This is a genomic window from Geodermatophilus sp. SYSU D01119, from assembly GCF_054049975.1.
In genome coordinates this window covers 178,371-193,438 of record NZ_JBJGYL010000005.1, presented here as the reverse complement: position 1 = coordinate 193,438, position 15,068 = coordinate 178,371, and the positions used below count along the sequence as shown (strand labels likewise).

19 protein-coding genes and 2 pseudogenes are annotated in these 15,068 nt (G+C 77.1%); 9 read left to right on the top strand and 12 right to left on the bottom strand.

The window, feature by feature from the left end; translation table 11 throughout:
- The first annotated feature begins 13 nt into the window (after positions 1-13).
- A complete protein-coding gene (locus tag ACI79X_RS05820; RefSeq protein WP_457024474.1) occupies positions 14-610 on the top strand; it encodes an NUDIX hydrolase in 597 nt (198 codons plus the stop codon).
- Positions 611-628: 18 nt separating this feature from the next.
- Here the strand turns inward: ACI79X_RS05820 and ACI79X_RS05815 are convergent, their stop codons facing one another.
- From ACI79X_RS05815 to ACI79X_RS05795, 5 genes are read right to left on the bottom strand one after another with little or no spacing between them, the layout of a single operon-like run.
- A complete protein-coding gene (locus ACI79X_RS05815) occupies positions 629-1,018 on the bottom strand; it encodes a DUF4267 domain-containing protein (protein ID WP_457024473.1) in 390 nt (129 codons plus the stop codon).
- Positions 1,015-1,611 (bottom strand): hypothetical protein, encoded by a 597-nt coding sequence (locus ACI79X_RS05810; RefSeq protein WP_457024472.1) that lies wholly within the window; start codon positions 1,609-1,611, stop codon positions 1,015-1,017. Before ACI79X_RS05810 ends, ACI79X_RS05815 begins: the two co-directional genes overlap by 4 nt.
- The gene (locus ACI79X_RS05805) at positions 1,608-2,240 is read right to left on the bottom strand and encodes a class I SAM-dependent methyltransferase (RefSeq protein WP_457024471.1); all 633 of its coding nucleotides are present in this window, start codon (positions 2,238-2,240) and stop codon (positions 1,608-1,610) included. Before ACI79X_RS05805 ends, ACI79X_RS05810 begins: the two co-directional genes overlap by 4 nt.
- A gap of 17 nt (positions 2,241-2,257) precedes the next feature.
- On the bottom strand, positions 2,258-3,142 hold the full coding sequence (locus ACI79X_RS05800; protein ID WP_457024470.1) for an alpha/beta fold hydrolase: 885 nt from the start codon (positions 3,140-3,142) through the stop codon (positions 2,258-2,260).
- Between the two features lie 29 nt (positions 3,143-3,171).
- Entirely contained in the window at positions 3,172-3,729 is a 558-nt protein-coding gene (locus ACI79X_RS05795) for a TIGR03086 family metal-binding protein (protein ID WP_457024469.1), read from the bottom strand.
- 36 nt (positions 3,730-3,765) lie between these two features.
- Between ACI79X_RS05795 and ACI79X_RS05790 the strand changes: the two genes are divergently transcribed.
- A complete protein-coding gene (locus tag ACI79X_RS05790; RefSeq protein ID WP_457024468.1) occupies positions 3,766-4,611 on the top strand; it encodes a helix-turn-helix domain-containing protein in 846 nt (281 codons plus the stop codon).
- A gap of 94 nt (positions 4,612-4,705) precedes the next feature.
- On the opposite strand, the gene ACI79X_RS05785 is transcribed toward ACI79X_RS05790, so the two are convergent.
- Entirely contained in the window at positions 4,706-5,119 is a 414-nt protein-coding gene (locus ACI79X_RS05785) for a TIGR03618 family F420-dependent PPOX class oxidoreductase (protein ID WP_457024467.1), read from the bottom strand.
- Positions 5,120-5,330: 211 nt separating this feature from the next.
- On the opposite strand from ACI79X_RS05785, the gene ACI79X_RS05780 reads away from it, so the two are divergent.
- From ACI79X_RS05780 to ACI79X_RS05770, 3 genes and pseudogenes are all read left to right on the top strand, one after another.
- On the top strand, positions 5,331-6,038 hold the full coding sequence (locus ACI79X_RS05780) for a GAF and ANTAR domain-containing protein (RefSeq protein ID WP_457024466.1): 708 nt from the start codon (positions 5,331-5,333) through the stop codon (positions 6,036-6,038).
- Positions 6,035-6,412: pseudogene (locus tag ACI79X_RS05775) on the top strand (endonuclease V); the annotation flags it as partial. The gene ACI79X_RS05780 and the pseudogene ACI79X_RS05775, both read left to right, overlap by 4 nt.
- Positions 6,413-6,456: 44 nt before the next feature.
- Positions 6,457-6,681, top strand: a pseudogene (locus ACI79X_RS05770) (endonuclease V); the annotation flags it as partial.
- On the opposite strand, the gene ACI79X_RS05765 reads toward ACI79X_RS05770, so the two are convergent.
- The 3 genes from ACI79X_RS05765 to ACI79X_RS05755 form a co-directional block, all read right to left on the bottom strand.
- Positions 6,659-7,519 carry an NAD(P)-dependent oxidoreductase gene (locus tag ACI79X_RS05765; protein WP_457024465.1) on the bottom strand — a complete coding sequence of 287 codons (861 nt, stop codon included), beginning with the start codon at positions 7,517-7,519 and terminating at the stop codon, positions 6,659-6,661. The pseudogene ACI79X_RS05770 and the gene ACI79X_RS05765 overlap by 23 nt on opposite strands.
- 89 nt (positions 7,520-7,608) lie before the next feature.
- Positions 7,609-9,144: an MFS transporter gene (locus tag ACI79X_RS05760; RefSeq protein WP_457024464.1), complete on the bottom strand. Its 1,536-nt coding sequence runs from the start codon at positions 9,142-9,144 to the stop codon at positions 7,609-7,611.
- Between the two features lie 61 nt (positions 9,145-9,205).
- Entirely contained in the window at positions 9,206-9,613 is a 408-nt protein-coding gene (locus ACI79X_RS05755) for a RidA family protein (protein ID WP_457024463.1), read from the bottom strand.
- Between the two features lie 60 nt (positions 9,614-9,673).
- Here ACI79X_RS05755 and ACI79X_RS05750 point away from each other — a divergent pair, with 60 nt between their 5' ends.
- From ACI79X_RS05750 to ACI79X_RS05735, 4 genes are read left to right on the top strand one after another with little or no spacing between them, the layout of a single operon-like run.
- Positions 9,674-10,285, top strand: coding sequence for a TetR/AcrR family transcriptional regulator (locus tag ACI79X_RS05750; protein ID WP_457024462.1), 612 nt, complete (start codon positions 9,674-9,676; stop codon positions 10,283-10,285).
- A 55-nt stretch (positions 10,286-10,340) separates the two neighbouring features.
- Positions 10,341-11,288 carry a helix-turn-helix domain-containing protein gene (locus tag ACI79X_RS05745; RefSeq protein WP_457024461.1) on the top strand — a complete coding sequence of 316 codons (948 nt, stop codon included), beginning with the start codon at positions 10,341-10,343 and terminating at the stop codon, positions 11,286-11,288.
- The gene (locus ACI79X_RS05740) at positions 11,285-11,824 is read left to right on the top strand and encodes a dihydrofolate reductase family protein (RefSeq protein ID WP_457024460.1); all 540 of its coding nucleotides are present in this window, start codon (positions 11,285-11,287) and stop codon (positions 11,822-11,824) included. The genes ACI79X_RS05745 and ACI79X_RS05740 overlap by 4 nt, the downstream gene beginning before the upstream one ends.
- A 16-nt stretch (positions 11,825-11,840) precedes the next feature.
- Positions 11,841-12,209, top strand: a complete 369-nt coding sequence (locus ACI79X_RS05735; RefSeq protein WP_457024459.1) for an ANTAR domain-containing protein — start codon at positions 11,841-11,843, stop codon at positions 12,207-12,209.
- A gap of 75 nt (positions 12,210-12,284) precedes the next feature.
- On the opposite strand, the gene ACI79X_RS05730 is transcribed toward ACI79X_RS05735, so the two are convergent.
- From ACI79X_RS05730 to ACI79X_RS05720, 3 genes are all read right to left on the bottom strand, one after another.
- Entirely contained in the window at positions 12,285-12,884 is a 600-nt protein-coding gene (locus ACI79X_RS05730; protein WP_457024458.1) for a YceI family protein, read from the bottom strand.
- 56 nt (positions 12,885-12,940) lie between these two features.
- Positions 12,941-13,750 carry an acyl-CoA thioesterase gene (locus ACI79X_RS05725; RefSeq protein WP_457024457.1) on the bottom strand — a complete coding sequence of 270 codons (810 nt, stop codon included), beginning with the start codon at positions 13,748-13,750 and terminating at the stop codon, positions 12,941-12,943.
- A 175-nt stretch (positions 13,751-13,925) separates the two neighbouring features.
- The gene (locus tag ACI79X_RS05720) at positions 13,926-15,068 is read right to left on the bottom strand and encodes a thiolase family protein (protein WP_457024456.1); all 1,143 of its coding nucleotides are present in this window, start codon (positions 15,066-15,068) and stop codon (positions 13,926-13,928) included.

The following is a 15,068-nucleotide window of genomic DNA, read 5'->3' as shown; positions in this document are numbered from 1 at the left end:
CGACCCTGACCGGGTGCTGACCCGGGACACGGTGGCCGCGCGGCTGCGGGACTTCCCCCGCCGCGCGGCCGCCCGTCCCGAACTGCGGCAGGCCGGGGTCGCCGTCTGCGTCACCTGCGACGGCGGCGTCCCGGCCCTGCTGCTCACCCGGCGGGCGCCCGGCCTGCGCGCGCACGCAGGCCAGTGGGCGCTGCCCGGCGGCCGGCTCGACGACGGCGAGACGCCCGTGCAGGGCGCGCTGCGCGAGCTGGCCGAGGAGGTCGGGCTCGAGCGCGGGCCCGGCGACGTGCTCGGCGTCCTCGACGACTACGTGACCCGCTCCGGCTACGTGATGACGCCGGTGGTCGTGTGGGCCGGGGAGACCGGCCCGCTCGCCCCCGCCGAGGCCGAGGTGGCCGCGGCGTACCAGGTGCCGCTGGCCGACCTCGACGTCGACCCGGTGCTGGTGACCATCCCGGAGTCCGACGCCCCGGTGGTGCGGCTGCCGCTGTTCGGCGGCTGGCTGCACGCGCCCACCGCCGCGGTGGTGCTGCAGTTCTGCCGGATCGCCTGCCGCGGCGAGGTCGAGCGGGTGGCCCACCTCGAGCAGCCGGTCTTCGCCTGGCGCTGAGGGCCCGCGGCGGTCCCGTCAGCGGCGGTGCCAGCGGGCCGCGCCGTAGCCCGACAGCGCCAGCACGATCCCCGACAGCACCGCGCTGCGGGTGCGCACGTCGCCGGTGGCGCGCGAGGTCCACACCGCGGCGGCGTCGAGGGCGGTCAGCAGCAGCGCCACCTCGGTGGTGCGGCGGGCCTGCGGCGCCGGCCTGACGAGCAGCGCGGCGCCCATCGCGATGTTGCGGGCCGCCCCCAGGCGCACGAGCAGCGGCAGCGCGACGTCGCCCCGGGCGGCGTCGGGCCGCACGCCGAGGGAGCCGGCGATCCACCGCGGCGCGAACAGCGCCGCCGTGCCGATCCAGATGGACAGCGTCCCGACGGTCTTGCGGGTGACGTCCCAGTCCCTGGTGCTCAGGCTGCTCACGAGCCGCCCTTGCCCGCGATCCGCCTGGTCGAACCGGCGGTGAGCACCAGCACGACGGCCAGGAAGGGCAGCGTGGCCCAGCTCGCCACGACGTCGCTGACCGTGGCCACCGTGAACGCGGCCGCCGACGGGGCGTCCAGCGGGCCCAGGACGCCGTCGAGCCCCAGCGCCGCGATCGACGGCGGCAGCGTGAGGCACGCCGACACCCCGCCGCCGAGGACCACCCCGGCCAGCACCGCGGCCGGCGAGGTGCGCACCGCCCGCAGCGCGGTCGCCGTCCCCCGGCCCAGCGCACCGCGCGGGCGCAGCCGGCCGTCGTCGGGCAGCCCGGTGAGCGCGCCGGTCAGCCACACCTGGGCGAGCAGGCCGGTGCCGAAGCCGACGACGTCGACCAGCAGCGCGTGCGCGACGCTCGGGTCGTCGTACACGAGCAGCTGCCGGAGCACGTCGGGCACGGTGTTGACCAGCGTGACCGCGAGCGAGAGCGCGTAGACGGCCCCGGCGTGCCGGCGCAGCAGGGCGAGAGCGCCCCGGACGACGCTGCCGGGACCTCCGCCGGCACCTCCGCCGGCACCTCCGCCTGCACCGGTCACGCCCGGGTCGCCACGGCCTGGATCCACCGGTCGCCGGCGGCGCGGCGCAGCCGGCCCGGCGGCACCTCGAGCCCGCGCGCCGACAGTTCGGCGAGCAGCTGGTCGGTGGTGAACCGGTCGGCCGGGTGGCGGGAGACCGCGCGCAGCCACGGGGTGTCGACGAAGCGGGCGGTCATCTCCGTGAGCGCCAGCTGCCCGCCGGGGCGCAACACCCGCGCGGCCTCGGCGACGGCGGCCCGCCAGTCGGGGATGTGGTGCAGGGCGTGGAAGTCGACGACGAGGTCGACGCTCGCGTCCTCGACCGGCAGCGCGGTGGCGTCGCCGACCCGGAAGGTGACCCGGTCGGCGAGGTCGGCGCAGCGCATCCGGGCGCGGCCCACCGAGGCGGCGTGCACGTCGAAGGCGGTCACCTCGGTGGCGCCCAGGCGCTCGACGGCGACCCGCGCGCCCAGCCCCCGGCGGCCGGTGCCGATCTCCACGGCGCGGGAGCCGCGGGCGCCGAGCCGCCGCAGGATGGCGCCCTCGATCCGGAGGCCGGCCTGGTACCGCAGGCGCGAGTCCACCCAGAGGCGGTTGGCGTTGACGTAGGTCGGGGGCACGGTCCTGCTGCCGCGCTGGTCAGTGGCCATGGCGCGCGGCTACCCACTCACGGGGCGAGCGCACCGTAGACCTCGCGCGCGTGGTCGAAGACGAGGAAGTGGCCCTCGCCGGCGTACCAGTGCGCGGTGACGTGCGGCAGCATCGCGGCGAGCACCCGGCCGAGTCCCACCGGCACCTGCCAGTCCTGGGTGCCGTGCCAGACGTGCACGTGCTGGGTCACCTCGCCGACCGGGAAGCCCCACGGCCGGAACAGCAGGGCCCGGTCCTCCGCGAGTGCGCCGGCGCCCTGCCGCAGGCCCTCGGTGAAGGTCGCGGCCATCGCCCTCCGGACGCCGGGGCGGCCCAGGACGCGGCGGTCGGCCGGGTTGAGCCGCAGCTGCAGGTAGCGGGGCAGCAGGGCCGGGCGCACGGTCAGCGGCGCGAACACCGGCCGGAGCAGCGCCGCCGTCGCCGGGGAGGGCCGGTGGACGGCGGCGCGCACGGTCGGCGGCAGCCACCCGGGCCACGGCCACGGGACGTCGGGCGGCGGCGCCCCGCCGAGGACGCCGACCGCCGTCACCCGCTCGGGCATCGCGTGCGCGCAGGCCAGGGCGTAGGCCGCGCCCCCGGAGAGGCTGAGGACCGCGGTGCGCTCGATGCCGAGGCTGTCGAGCAGTTGGGCGACGTCGCCCGGCCAGTCGGTCACCCGCCGGCCCGGCTGCGGGTCGGAGCGGCCGAAGCCGGGCCGGTCGGGGACGACGAGCCGGATCCCCCAGCGGCGGTAGGCGCCCGGGTCCTCGACGTGCCGCTCGAGGCGGGAGCTCGGCGAGCCGTGGCAGCCGAGCACCGGACGCCCGGCGGGGTCGCCCCACTCGGCGTAGGCGAGGGTGCGGCCGTCGCGCAGCTGGAGCCGGCCCTCGCGGGGACCGTCGGCGGAGTCAGGGCTGTGCACGCGCCCCGGCTACCCAGCGGGCGCGGGGATCAGGCGCGGCGGCCCAGCAGCGCCAGGACCCGGGTCTGCCGGTCCGCGTCCTCCGGTGCGTCGGCTTTCCGGCAGATGCCCTCCATGTAGAGGGCGTCACCCCAGGAGGCCGCGCCGGCCTCGATGCGGTCGAGCTCGGCGCCGGTGAGCGTGGCGTCCTGGCCGGTGGCGGTGGCGAGGTCCCAGCGGTGGACGACGAGGTCCCACACGTAGAACTGCTCGAGGGTCGCGCCCACCGTCGTCGGGCCGAAGAAGCCCTCGTAGAGCGCGTCCGCGACGGCCGGGTCGCCGACGGCGGCGAGCACCCGGCCGGCGTGGGCGCGCAGCGCTCCGGCGGGGTCCGCGGCGACGTCGGGCGCGGGGCCGAGGTCGACGCCGCGGCCGGTGAGGAACTCGCGCTGGGTGTCGAGGAGGTGCACCACGACGTCGCGCGCGCTCCAGCCCTCGCACGGGGTGGGCGCGTCCCAGCCCGCGTCCGGGACGGCGTCCGCGACGGCGAGCAGCGGCTCGAGGGCGGCGGCGTAGGCGGTGGCGACCGGGGTGGTGAGCGTGTCCATGACCGCAGCCTGGTCCGTGCGGCAGCCTGGGTCTTGATGGAACCCGACACCGCACCCCGTCCGCGCCGGCTGGACGCGATCGAGCGGGCGCACCTGCGCGACCCGCGCGACGTCACGGCCGTCGTCCACCGGTACGAGGCCGAGGGGCCCCTGGCCGCGCTGGTGCAGCGGTTCTGGATCCCGGTGTGGTCGGTGCCACCGGGGCAGGAGTCGGTGCAGCGGGTGCTGCAGTACCCGTGCTGCCTGCTGGTGGTCGCCCGGGACTACGCCCGGTTCTACGGCGTCGTACAGGGCCTGTCGACGACGACGCTGTCCGGCGACGGCTGGGCGGCCGGCGTGATGCTCACCCCCGCCGCCGGGGCGCTGGTGGCCGGCGGGCCGGTGTCGGCGTACACCGACCGGCACGTCGACGTCAGCGAGGTGCTCGGCGACGACGGCGCGCGGCTGACCGCGGCGGTGCGGGAGGCGATGTCCGGCGACCCGTCCTCGCCGGACGCGCACGTGGCCGCGATGGCCGCCTACGCCGGTGTCCTCTCCCGCTTCCTGCCCGTGGACGAGGAGGGGCGGCTGGTCGACCGGGTGGTGGCGCTGGTGGAGTCGCGGCCGGACCTCACCCGCGTGGACCAGCTGTGCGCGGAGACTGGGCTGTCGGAGCGCGCGCTGCAGCGGCTGTGCTCCCGCCGCCTGGGCCTGACGCCGAAGTGGCTCGTGCAGCGCCGTCGCCTGCAGGAGGCGGCCGGCCGGCTGCGCGAGCGGACGACGACCGTGGCCGAGGTGGCCGCCGCGCTCGGCTACGCCGACCAGCCGCACCTCACCCGCGACTTCGCCCGGGTCACCGGCATGACGCCCGGCGAGTTCGCCGCCCGCTACGGCGACCGCTGACCGCACGCCGGCGGCGCCCCGTGCCGACCTGCGGTCGCCTCGGGCCCGGGGAGACGACAAGAGGTCGCCCTCGGCGCGGCCGGCCGGGGCACCGTCAGCCGGTCGTCGTCTGCCGCTCCGGCTCGATCCGGACGGTGACGCGCTCGGTCTTGATGTTCTCCGCCGGGTAGGGCCGGCCGTCGTACTGCTGCGACAGCTCGTCGATCTGCGCCCGGGCCGGCGGGGCGGTGGTCGTGTCGACCACGCGGCCGCGGACCTCGGCGTAGCGGTAGGGGTCCCGCTCGTCGCGGATGGCGAGGGTGACCCGCGCGTCGCGCTCCATGTTGGTGAACTCGCGCCGCGCGGTCTCGGTGTTCACGTACAGCCGGTCGCCGTCGGTGCCCACCCAGATGTACTGCGTCTGGATGCGCCCGCTGGGCAGCAGCGTGCTGATCGCCGCGTGGTCGGGGCCCTCCGCCAGCTCGCGGGTGACCGGGTGCAGCTCGGGCCCGTCCTGGGTGTCCGCCACGGACGGTGCGGCACCTGCGGCCGGCCCGGCGCACGCCCGGGGGCACGCCCCGGGCCGAGGGCCGGCCCGACGGCCCCGGGGCTATCCTGTCGACCACACGTCACACAGCCGGCGTGCGCGGGGACCTCCCCGCCCCCGAGGGTCTGCGACAACCGGACCTCGGCACGGACCCGCCGGCTCGTCCGGCACCGCCCTGCTGGGAGTGACTCTCGTGTACCCCGCGGACGACCGCCTCGCGGCCGCCCTGCTCGACCTCGCCCTCGTCCCCGCGGACCGGCCCCTGCCCCTCGTGCTCGAGCAGGTCGCGGGCGTCGCCGCCGACGCCCTCGGCGGCCGCCCCGCCCTGTCGGTCACCGTCCTCGGGGTGGACGGCGGCACCACCGTGGGCACCAGCGCCCAGGTGGCGGCCGAGCTCGACCAGGTCCAGTACCGCGCCGGCTCCGGACCCTGCCTGGAGGCCGTCGCCACCGACCGGATGCTCGTCGTCGGGGACACCGCGCACGACCCTCGCTGGCCGGAGCTGGCACGCGCCGCCGCGGCCGCGGGCCTGCGGTCGGTCCTGTCGGTGCCCTTCCCCACCGCCCGGCCGGCGACCGGGGGGCTGAACGTCTACCTCCAGCTCCCGGTCGGGGCCGGTGGGGAGCCGCGGGAGCGCGCGGAGCTGCTGGCCCGCCTCGCCGCCGCCCGGGTCGCCGACAGCCACCTGGTCACGCGCCTGTCGGAGCAGGCCGCCAACCTCCAGCAGGCCCTGGACTCGCGGGCGGTCATCGACCAGGCCAAGGGCATCCTCGTCGAGCGCTTCCGCTTCACGCCCGACCAGGCGTTCGCGGCGCTGGCGCAGGTGTCGAACCGCACCAACACGAAGCTGCGCGAGGTGGCCGAGCGCCTGGTGCGGACCGGGGAGCTGCCGCCGGCGTGACCGGCGGGTGGCCGCCCGGCGCGGACGCGCTCGCCGCGGAGCAGCGGCGGCTGGCGGGGCTGCGCCCTCCCCCCTGGCACCCGGTCGGCGGCCCGCTGCTGGTGGCCGGCGTGGCCGCCGTCGAGGACGGCCCGCTGCTGCGCGCCGCGGCCGTCCTCGTGCGCGACGGCGAGGTGGTGGCGACGGCGGTCCGCGTGGCGCCGTCGCCCGGCCCCTACGTCCCCACCCTGCTCGCACTGCGCGAGGGCCCGCTGCTCGCCGCGGCGGTGGCCGGCCTGGGGACGCGGCCGGACGCGCTCCTCGTCCCCGCCGCCGGCCGCGACCACCCGCGGCGGGCGGGGCTGGCGCTGCACCTGGGCGCGGTCCTCGACGTCCCCACCGCCGGGGGTCACCGACCGGCCGCTGGCCGCCGCCGGGCCCGCACGCCGGCGACACCGCGCCCCTGCTCCTCGACGGCGAGGAGGTCGCCCGGGCGGTCCGCACCGCGACGGGGGTGCGCCCGGTCGTCGCCTCGGCGGGCTGGCGCACCGACGCGGCCGGCGGCGCCGCACTGGTGCTCGCCACGACGTCCGGCGTCCGCACACCGGCGCCGCTGCGGGAGGCGCGGCGGCGCGTCCGGGTCAGCCGCGCAGGCCCTCGATGAGGGCGGCCATGTCCACCGCGCCCGGGTCTCCGAGGCGTTCGGCGGCGGCCTCCATCGTCTCCAGCACCGCGGCGGTGAGCCGGTCGGCGACCCCGGCGTCGCGCAGGGCGGTGCGGATGAGCCGGGCGTCCTTGGCCGCGCCGGTCAGCCCGAAGCTCGGCGGGAACCCGCCGTCGATCATCAGCCCGCCCTTGAGGTGGGCGTAGGGCGAGTCCACCGGGCCGCCCCCGATGGCCTCGAGGAAGCGCCGCGGGTCCAGGCCGAGGGCCCGGGTGAGCGCGACCGCCTGCGCGGTGCCGGCGGTGAGCATGAACAACCACGAGTTGCAGGCCATCTTCAGCCGGCTGCCCTGCCCGGCCTCGCCCAGCCACAGCGTCCTCGACCCCAGGGCGTCGAGGACGGGGGTCAGCCGCTCCCGGGCCTCCTCCGGCCCGGACGCGAGCATCGTGAGCGCGCCCTCGGCCGCCGGCTCCTTCGTGCCGAGCACCGGGCAGTCGACGAGCACCAGGCCGAGCTCGCGGGCCGCGGCGACGGTGCGGTCGGCGCCCTCGACGCCGACCGTCGAGCACTGCAGCCACGTGGTGCCGGCGGCCGGCGCGGCCTGCCGGACGACGTCGAGCACCGCGTCGACGTCGAGCAGCACGGTGAGGACGACCTCGGCGCCGTCGGCGGCCTCGGCCGGGGACCCGAACGCCTCCGCGCCGGTGTCCGTGAGCGCCTCCGCCTTGGCCCGGTCGCGGTTCCACGTGCGCACCGGCAGGCCGGCCCGCCGCAGGGAGGCCACCATCCCCGCGCCCATCGTGCCGGTGCCGAGCACGGCCACCGTCGGTCCGCTCATGCGCCTCTCCTCATCCGTCGTGTCCGCGAGATCTGCACACTCGGGGCATTCGGGCGGCCGAAGGCCCCGAGTGTGCAGATCTCGCGCGGTCAGTGGTGGGCGGCGTGGCCGTGGCTGTGCACGCCGTCGGGCCCGTGCCGCTCGTCGGGCTGCTCCGCGGCGGCGGCGTCCTCGGCCCGGGACCGGCGCAGGTCGACGACCCCCAGCACCAGCGCCGCGGCGGCGCCGAGCACCGACACGGCCAGCCCCGCGGCGGCGGCCGCCGGGTAGTCGTCGGTGGCCGACAGGACCAGGTAGAACAGGCCGGGCAGCGCCGCGGTGCCGATGGCGGCGCCGAAGCGCTGCGCGGTCTGCAGGCCGCCGCCGGCCGAGCCGGCCATCGACACCGGCACGTCGCGCAGGGTCATCGTGATGTTGGGCGAGATGACGAACCCGCCGCCGATGCCACCGAGCAGCAGCGCCGGGGCGACGGCCCACCCGGCCGCCGCCGGCGGGACGACCAGCAGCACGACCGCGGCCGCCGCGAGGCCCACCATCACGACAGACAGCCCGACCACCGTGAGCCTGCGGCCGTGGCGCTCGACCAGGCGCCCGGCGACCACGGCCGACGTCGCCGAGCCGATCGCGAACGGCGTGACCGCCAGGCCCGACTGCAGCGGCGTGTAGCCCAGGCCGGTCTGGAAGAACAGGGCGAACACCAGCCAGATGCCGCTGAACCCGACGAAGTAGACGGTGCCCAGCGCCGCGCCGATGCCGTAGCCGCGGGTCTGGGTGACCAGGCGGGGGTCGAACACCGGCTGCCCGTCGCGGGCGACCACCCGCCGCTCCCACGCCACGAACAGCGCCAGCAGCGCCGCGCCGACGGGGAACAGCCACCACAGCCGCGACAGCCCGCCCGACTCCGCCTGCACCAGCGGGAACAGCACCGCGAGCGCACCGGCCCCGAGCAGGGCGACGCCGACGCCGTCGATGTGCCCGCGCCCGCCGCTGCCGCCGCGCGGCAGCAGCCGCAGGGCCAGGACGAAGGCGACGACGCCGATCGGCACGTTGACGTAGAACAGCCACCGCCAGCCGTCGGGGCCCGACGCCAGCCCGAGGATCGCGCCGCCGGCGATCGGCCCGACGGCGGTGGAGATGCCGACCGTGGCGCCGAACAGGCCGAACGCCCGCCCGCGCTCGGGCCCGCGGAACAGCTGCTGGATGAGCGCGGAGTTCTGCGGCGCGAGGCACCCGGCGGCCAGGCCCTGCACCAGCCGCGCGGCGATCAGCCAGCCCACCGAGGGCGCCGCGCCCGCGGCCGCGCTGGACAGCACGAACCCGGCCAGTCCGATCAGGAACAGCCGGCGCCGGCCGAGGGCGTCACCGAGCCGGCCGGCGGGCACGAGCATCAGGCCGAAGGTGAGGGCGTAGCCGGAGACCACCCACTGCACGGTCGCCGGCGTCGCGCCGAGGTCGGACTGCAGTGAGGGCAGCGCCACCGACACGATGCTGACGTCGAGCAGGGTCATGAAGCCGACGACGAGCGTCACCGACAGCGCCGACCACCGCTTCGGGTCGGGGCGGAACCCCTCGTCCGGGCCGGAGGCGGAGCGGGGGGCGGCGTCGGTCGCGGAGCGGGGTGGCACGACGGGGTGCCCTACCCGGTCGCGCGCGACCGACACCCGCCGGTCCGCGTGCCGTCGGCGGTCAGTCGAGGACGGCGGTGGCGTCGACCTCGATGAGCAGGTCGGGCTCGGCGAGCGCGGCCACCGGGATGAGGGTGACCGGCCGGGTCAGGTCGCGACCGAGCCGCGCCGACGCCCGGGCCACGCCCTCGCCGAGCGCGGGCAGCTTCTCCGGGCCCCAGTCGACGACGTAGAGGACGAGCTTGGCGACGTCGTCGACCGTGCCGCCGGCGGCCGCCAGCGCGGTGGCCACGTTGAGGAACGCCTGCTCGGTCTGCGCGGCGAGGTCGCCGGCGCCGACCGGCTCCCCCTCGGCGGTGCGGGCGACCTGGCCGGCCAGGTAGACGGTGCGGCTGCCGGTGGCCACGGCCATCTGCCGGTAGACGCCGGGGACGGGCAGGCCGGGCGGGTCGATCAGCTGGACGCTCACGGTTCCTCCTGGGGGGGTGGTGGGAGCCAGAACATAACGGTGCTATGCGACAGTTCCGGGGTGCCGAGGCGTCCCGACCCCGCTGTCCGCGCGCTGCTCGTCGAGCGGGCGGCGCGGATGCTCGCCGCCCGGGAGCCGGTGACGTCGCGCGCGCTGGTCGAGGGCACCGGCGCCTCGACGATGGCGGTCTACACCCACTTCGGCGGCATGCCGGGGCTGTGGAGCGCGGTGCGCCAGGAGGGCTTCACCCGGCTCGCCGACCGTCTGGCCGCCGTCCCCCGCACCGCGGACCCGGTGCAGGACGTGGCCGCGCTCGGCGTCGCCTACGCCGGCAACGCCCTGGACGCCCCGGAGCTCTACCGGGCGATGTTCGACGCCCGCGCCGACCTGGCCGACGCCGCGGCCGCCGACGCCACGTTCCGGCGGCTGGTCGACGCGGTCGCCCGCGCCCGCGACGAGGGACGCCTCGACGCCGGCACCGACCCGGCCGACCTCGCCACCCGGTACTGGGCCGCCGGGCACGGGCTGGTCTCGCTCGTGGTCCAGGGGGTGCTCCCGGCCGCGGTCCTGGCGTCCCAGGCCGGGGCGACGGCGGCCGCGCTGCTCACCGACGCGGGCGACGACCCGGCCCGCTGCCGCGCCTCGGTCGCGCGGGCGTGGGCGGCCGGCTGAGACGCCGCAAGATCGGTCGGGCGCGGGAGGCCCGCGGCTCGCCAGACTCGTCGGCGTGACCCCGCCCGGACGCGACCGCCTGCGCGAACTGCTCGACGCCGTCCTCGACGAGGACAACCGCTCGCTGGCCGACATGGCCGGCGACGCCTACGCCTCCCCCTTCCACTTCAGCCGCCAGGTGTCCGGCGGGGCCGGCGAGTCGCCGGTCGCGCTGCGCCGCCGGGTCGTCCTCGAGCGCGCGGCCTGGCAGCTGCGGCACGGCGCCTCGGTCACCGACGCCGCGTTCGCCGCCGGCTACGAGTCGGTCGAGGGGTTCAGCCGGGCCTTCGCCCGCGCCTACGGCTCCCCGCCGAGCGAGGTGGCCGGGGAGGCCGCCGGGGAGGCGGCCGGGGCGGGTCCGGGCGGCCGGGACGCGCACTGGCTGCCCGCGCCCAACGGCCTGCACTTCCACCCGCCGTCGTCGCTGTGGGTCTCCGACGAGCCGGTCCGCCGCGGCGACGAGGTGACCGCGCTGCTGGTGCACCACGCCGTCGAGGACACCCGCGTCCTGCTGGAGCTCGCGAAGGGCCTGCCGGACGCCGAGTACCGGCGGGTGCGCGCCCCGGGGGCCACGGTGCTGCCCTGGGACGGGCCGGAGGAGACGCTGGCCGCCGTCCTCGACCACGAGGTGTGGACGCTGGAGGTCTGGGTCGCCTCGATCGAGGGCCGCGACACCCCCGTCCGCGGCGCCGACGACCCCGCCGCCCTGCTCGACCGGCACGACCACGCCGCGCCCCGGTGGCTCGCGGCCGTGCGCGATGTCGCCCGCCGCGGCGCCTGGAACGACCGTCTCGTCGACGCGCTCTGCGACCCGCCGGAGAGCTTCGTGCTCGCCAGCGTCGTGGCGCACGTCCTCACCTACTCCGCGCACCGCCGCCTGCTGGCGCGGAGCTGGCTGCGCGCGGCCGGTGTCGCCGTCGACACCGGCGATCCCATCGACTGGCTCACCCGGAGGAACCGATGACCCGCACCGTCTACTACACCGCCACCACGCTCGACGGCTTCATCGCGAGCGCCGAGCACTCGCTGGACTGGCTGCTCACCCGCGAGGCCGACCACGAGGGCGCCATGGGCTACAAGGCGTTCGAGAAGACCGTCGGGTCGCTGGTGATGGGCGCTTCCACCTACGAGTGGGTGCAGCGGCAGGGCGAGGACTGGGCCTACGACCAGCCCGCCTGGGTGCTCACGCACCGGCAGCTCACGCCGTACGAGGGCCGCGACATCCGCTTCACCGCCGCCGACACCCCCGAGCAGCTGCGGGCGCTGCACGCGGAGATGGTCGCCGCGGCCGGCGACCTCGACGTGTGGATCGTCGGCGGCGGGCCGGTGGCCGCACAGTTCGCCGAGGCCGGCCTGCTCGACGAGGTGGTCGTCTCCATCGCGCCGGTCACACTCGGCGCGGGGATGCCGCTGCTGCCGGCGCACGTGGAGCTGGTCACCCGCGAGGTGGCGCAGAACGGGGAGTTCGCCGTCGTCCGGTACGACGTCGTGCGCGGCTGAGCGGTCGCGGGACGGCGTGGTCGCGGACGCCCGGGGCGGGAGACGGACTGGCGGGGACCGCCGGTCCAGCGGAGAGGAGGCCGGCCGTGGTCGCACGGCCCCCGGTCCCCCCTCCCGCCGGGCAGGACCTCCCGCTGCACCTGGCCGGCCGCGCCGCCGACCCGGCGCGCGACGGCGCCCTGCTGCGCGCCCCGGCGCACGCCGTCCGCACCGACGCGGGCGCGGGTGCGCGCGCTGGAGTCGGGGGAACGCCGGCCTGCGGGAGGCGCTGGGCTCCGACCGGCGGATCGGCACGGCCATCGGCGTCCTCGTGGGCTCCCGGCGGATGACCGCCGAGCAGGCCTTCGACGCCCTGCGCACGGTCAGCAGCCAGGCCGACCACTAGCTGCACGACGTCGCCGAGGAGGTCCCGTGGACCGGCGCGGTGCCCCCCGCGGAGCCGCGCCCGCGCCGCTGAGGCTCAGGCGGAGCGGATCACCGAGACGTCGAACTCGATCTGGATCCGGTCGCTGACCAGCACGCCGCCGGTGTCGAGCGGGGTGTTCCAGGTCAGGCCCCAGTCGCTGCGCTTGATCGCCAGCGCGCCCTCGAAGCCGACGCGGGTGTTGCCGAAGGGGTCCTTCGCCGAGCCGGTGAGGGTGAACTCCACCGTGACCGGACGGGTGACGTCGCGGATCGTCAGGTCGCCGGTGACCTCGTAGACCTCGTCGTCGAGCTGCTCGACCTCGGTGGAGGCGAACACGATCTCCGGCCACCGCTCGACGTCGAGGAAGTCCGGCGAGCGCAGGTGCGCGTCGCGGTCGGCCTGGCCGGTGTCGATGCTCGCCGTCCGGATCCGGATGCCCACCGAGCTCGCGCCCGGCTTGGCGACGTCGAGGTGTGCCTCGCCGGAGAAGTCGGTGAACGCCCCGCGGACCGTCGTCACCATCGCGTGCCGGGCACGGATGCCGATGCGGGTGTGCGCGACGTCGATGACGTAGTCACCCGAGACGTCGGCCAGCGCGGCCGTGGCCGCGTCGAAGTCGGTGGGGCCGCCATCGGGTGCCCGGTGCTTCGCCACGTCAGTTCCTTCCCCCTCGCTGGCTGACCATCCTCGCAGGTCCTCCGCCGGACCGGTCAGCGACCGGGACGGAACGGGTTGCGGCCCGGCCGGAACAGGGTCTCCTGCGTCAGGCTCGCCGCCAGCACCCCGTCGGCGGTGGTCACCGCACCGGTGTACCAGCCCCGCCCGCCGGCCACGGTGTGCGGGACCAGGTCCACGAGCACCCACTCGTCGAGCCGGGCGGGCCGGTGGAACCAGACGGCGTGGTCGAGGGTGGGCCCGGGCGCCGCCTCGCCCTCCGGCAGCGCCGACAGGCCGGTGCCGATGTCGGAGAGGTAGAGCAGCGCGCAGGCGTGCAGCAGCGGGTCGTCGGGCAGCGGCACCGTGGCGCGGGCCCAGAACCGGGTCGGCCAGGACGCGTCCGGGTAGGGCTGCGAGGGGCGGCGGCCCTCGAAGGAGAACAGCCGCGGCAGCTGCACCGGCTCGGCGTCGGCCGGGTCCTCGGCCGCGGGCGCGGCGGCCACCTGCAGGTCGGGGCCGGCGGTGGGCGCCTGGAACGACGCCGACATCGACAGCACGACCTCGCCGCCCTGCACCGCCACGACCCGGCGGGCGGAGAACGAGCCGCCGTCGCGGTCGCGGTCGACGTGGAAGACCGCCGGCCGGGCGGCGTCGCCGCTGCGCAGGAAGTAGCCGTGCAGCGAGTGCGGCAGCCGGTCGGGGGCCACGGTGCGGCCGGCGGCGAGCAGCGCCTGCGCGGCGACCTGGCCGCCGTAGAGCGGGAACGGGTCGGCGAACAGCAGGGTGCTGCGGTAGAGGTCGCGGTCGACCTCCTCGAGCGTCAGGACGTCGAGCAGCGTGGGGTCCCCGGCGTCGGCGCTCACGGCCGCCGAACGTAACCGGGCCCGGGGCCGCCGCTGCAGGCGACCCCGGGCCCGGGGTGTCGGGGAGCCGCGCACTGCCCGCGTTCCTCGCGCACTGCCGGTGCTGCAGGACCGGCAGTGCGCGAGGAACCCCGGCGGCGGGCGTCGGTAGCGGCGCTCGCGGTGCCGCGCCGGGTCAGAGGAGCTCGAGGATGGTGGCGTTGGCCTGGCCGCCGCCCTCGCACATGGTCTGCAGGCCGTAGCGGATGCCGTTGTCGCGCATGTGGTGCACGAGCGTGGTCATGATCCGCGCGCCCGAGCCGCCGAGCGGGTGCCCCAGGGCGATCGCCCCGCCGTTGGGGTTGAGCGCCTTGGCGTCCGCGCCCATCTCCGCGAGCCAGGCCAGCGGCACCGGCGCGAACGCCTCGTTCACCTCGAAGGCGCCGATCTCGTCGATCGACAGCCCCGACTTCGCCAGCGCCTTCTGCGTGGCCGGGATCGGCGCGGTCAGCATGATCACCGGGTCGGCGCCGGCCAGCACCGCGGTGTGCACCCGCGCGATGGGGCGCAGGCCGAGCTCGGCGGCCTTCTCCGACGTCGTCATGAGCAGCGCCGCGGACCCGTCGGAGATCTGCGAGGAGTTCCCGGCGGTGATGACGCCGTCCTCGGTGAACGCGAGCTTGAGCGAGCCGAGCTTCTCCACCGTGGACTCGCGGATGCCCTCGTCCTGGCTCACCACCGTGCCGTCGGGCGTGGTGACGGGGGCGATCTGCGCGTCGAAGCGGCCCTCGGCGCGGGCGGCGGCGGCCTTTTCGTGGCTGGCGACGGAGAACTCGTCGCACTGCTGCCGCGACAGGCCCCAGCGGCGGGCGATCTCCTCCGCGCCCAGCCCCTGGTTGATCTTCGCGCCGCCGTAGCGCTCGGCGAACCGGCTGCCGAACGGGTTGGCGTCCTGCCGGGCGCTGCCCATCGGCACCCGCGACATCGACTCGACACCGCCGGCCACCACGACGTCGTACTGGCCCGAGACCAGGCCCGCGGCGGCGAAGTGCACCGACTGCTGCGAGGAGCCGCACTGCCGGTCGACGGTCACGCCGGTCACCGTCTCGGGCCACCCGGCCGCGAGCGCCGCGGTGCGGGCGATGTCGAAGGTCTGCTCGCCCACCTGCGAGACGCAACCCCAGATGACGTCGTCGACGTGCGCCGGGTCGAGGCCCGCCCGCTCCACCAGCGACGTCAGCACGTGCGCCGACAGGTCGACCGGGTGCACCCCGGACAGCCCGCCGTTGCGCTTGCCCACCGGCGCGCGCACCGCCTCCACGATCACCGCGTCACGCAT

What these genes read in the sequence shown, in the direction of transcription:
- ACI79X_RS05805 (WP_457024471.1), bottom strand. Translation starts at nt 2,240, where the DNA reads ATGGCCACTGACCAGCGCGGCAGCAGGACCGTGCCCCCGACCTACGTC.
- ACI79X_RS05795 (WP_457024469.1), bottom strand. Translation starts at nt 3,729, where the DNA reads ATGGACACGCTCACCACCCCGGTCGCCACCGCCTACGCCGCCGCCCTC.
- ACI79X_RS05790 (WP_457024468.1), top strand. Translation starts at nt 3,766, where the DNA reads ATGGAACCCGACACCGCACCCCGTCCGCGCCGGCTGGACGCGATCGAG.
- ACI79X_RS05765 (WP_457024465.1), bottom strand. Translation starts at nt 7,519, where the DNA reads ATGAGCGGACCGACGGTGGCCGTGCTCGGCACCGGCACGATGGGCGCG.
- ACI79X_RS05740 (WP_457024460.1), top strand. Translation starts at nt 11,285, where the DNA reads ATGACCCGCACCGTCTACTACACCGCCACCACGCTCGACGGCTTCATC.
- ACI79X_RS05720 (WP_457024456.1), bottom strand. Translation starts at nt 15,068, where the DNA reads ATGCGTGACGCGGTGATCGTGGAGGCGGTGCGCGCGCCGGTGGGCAAG.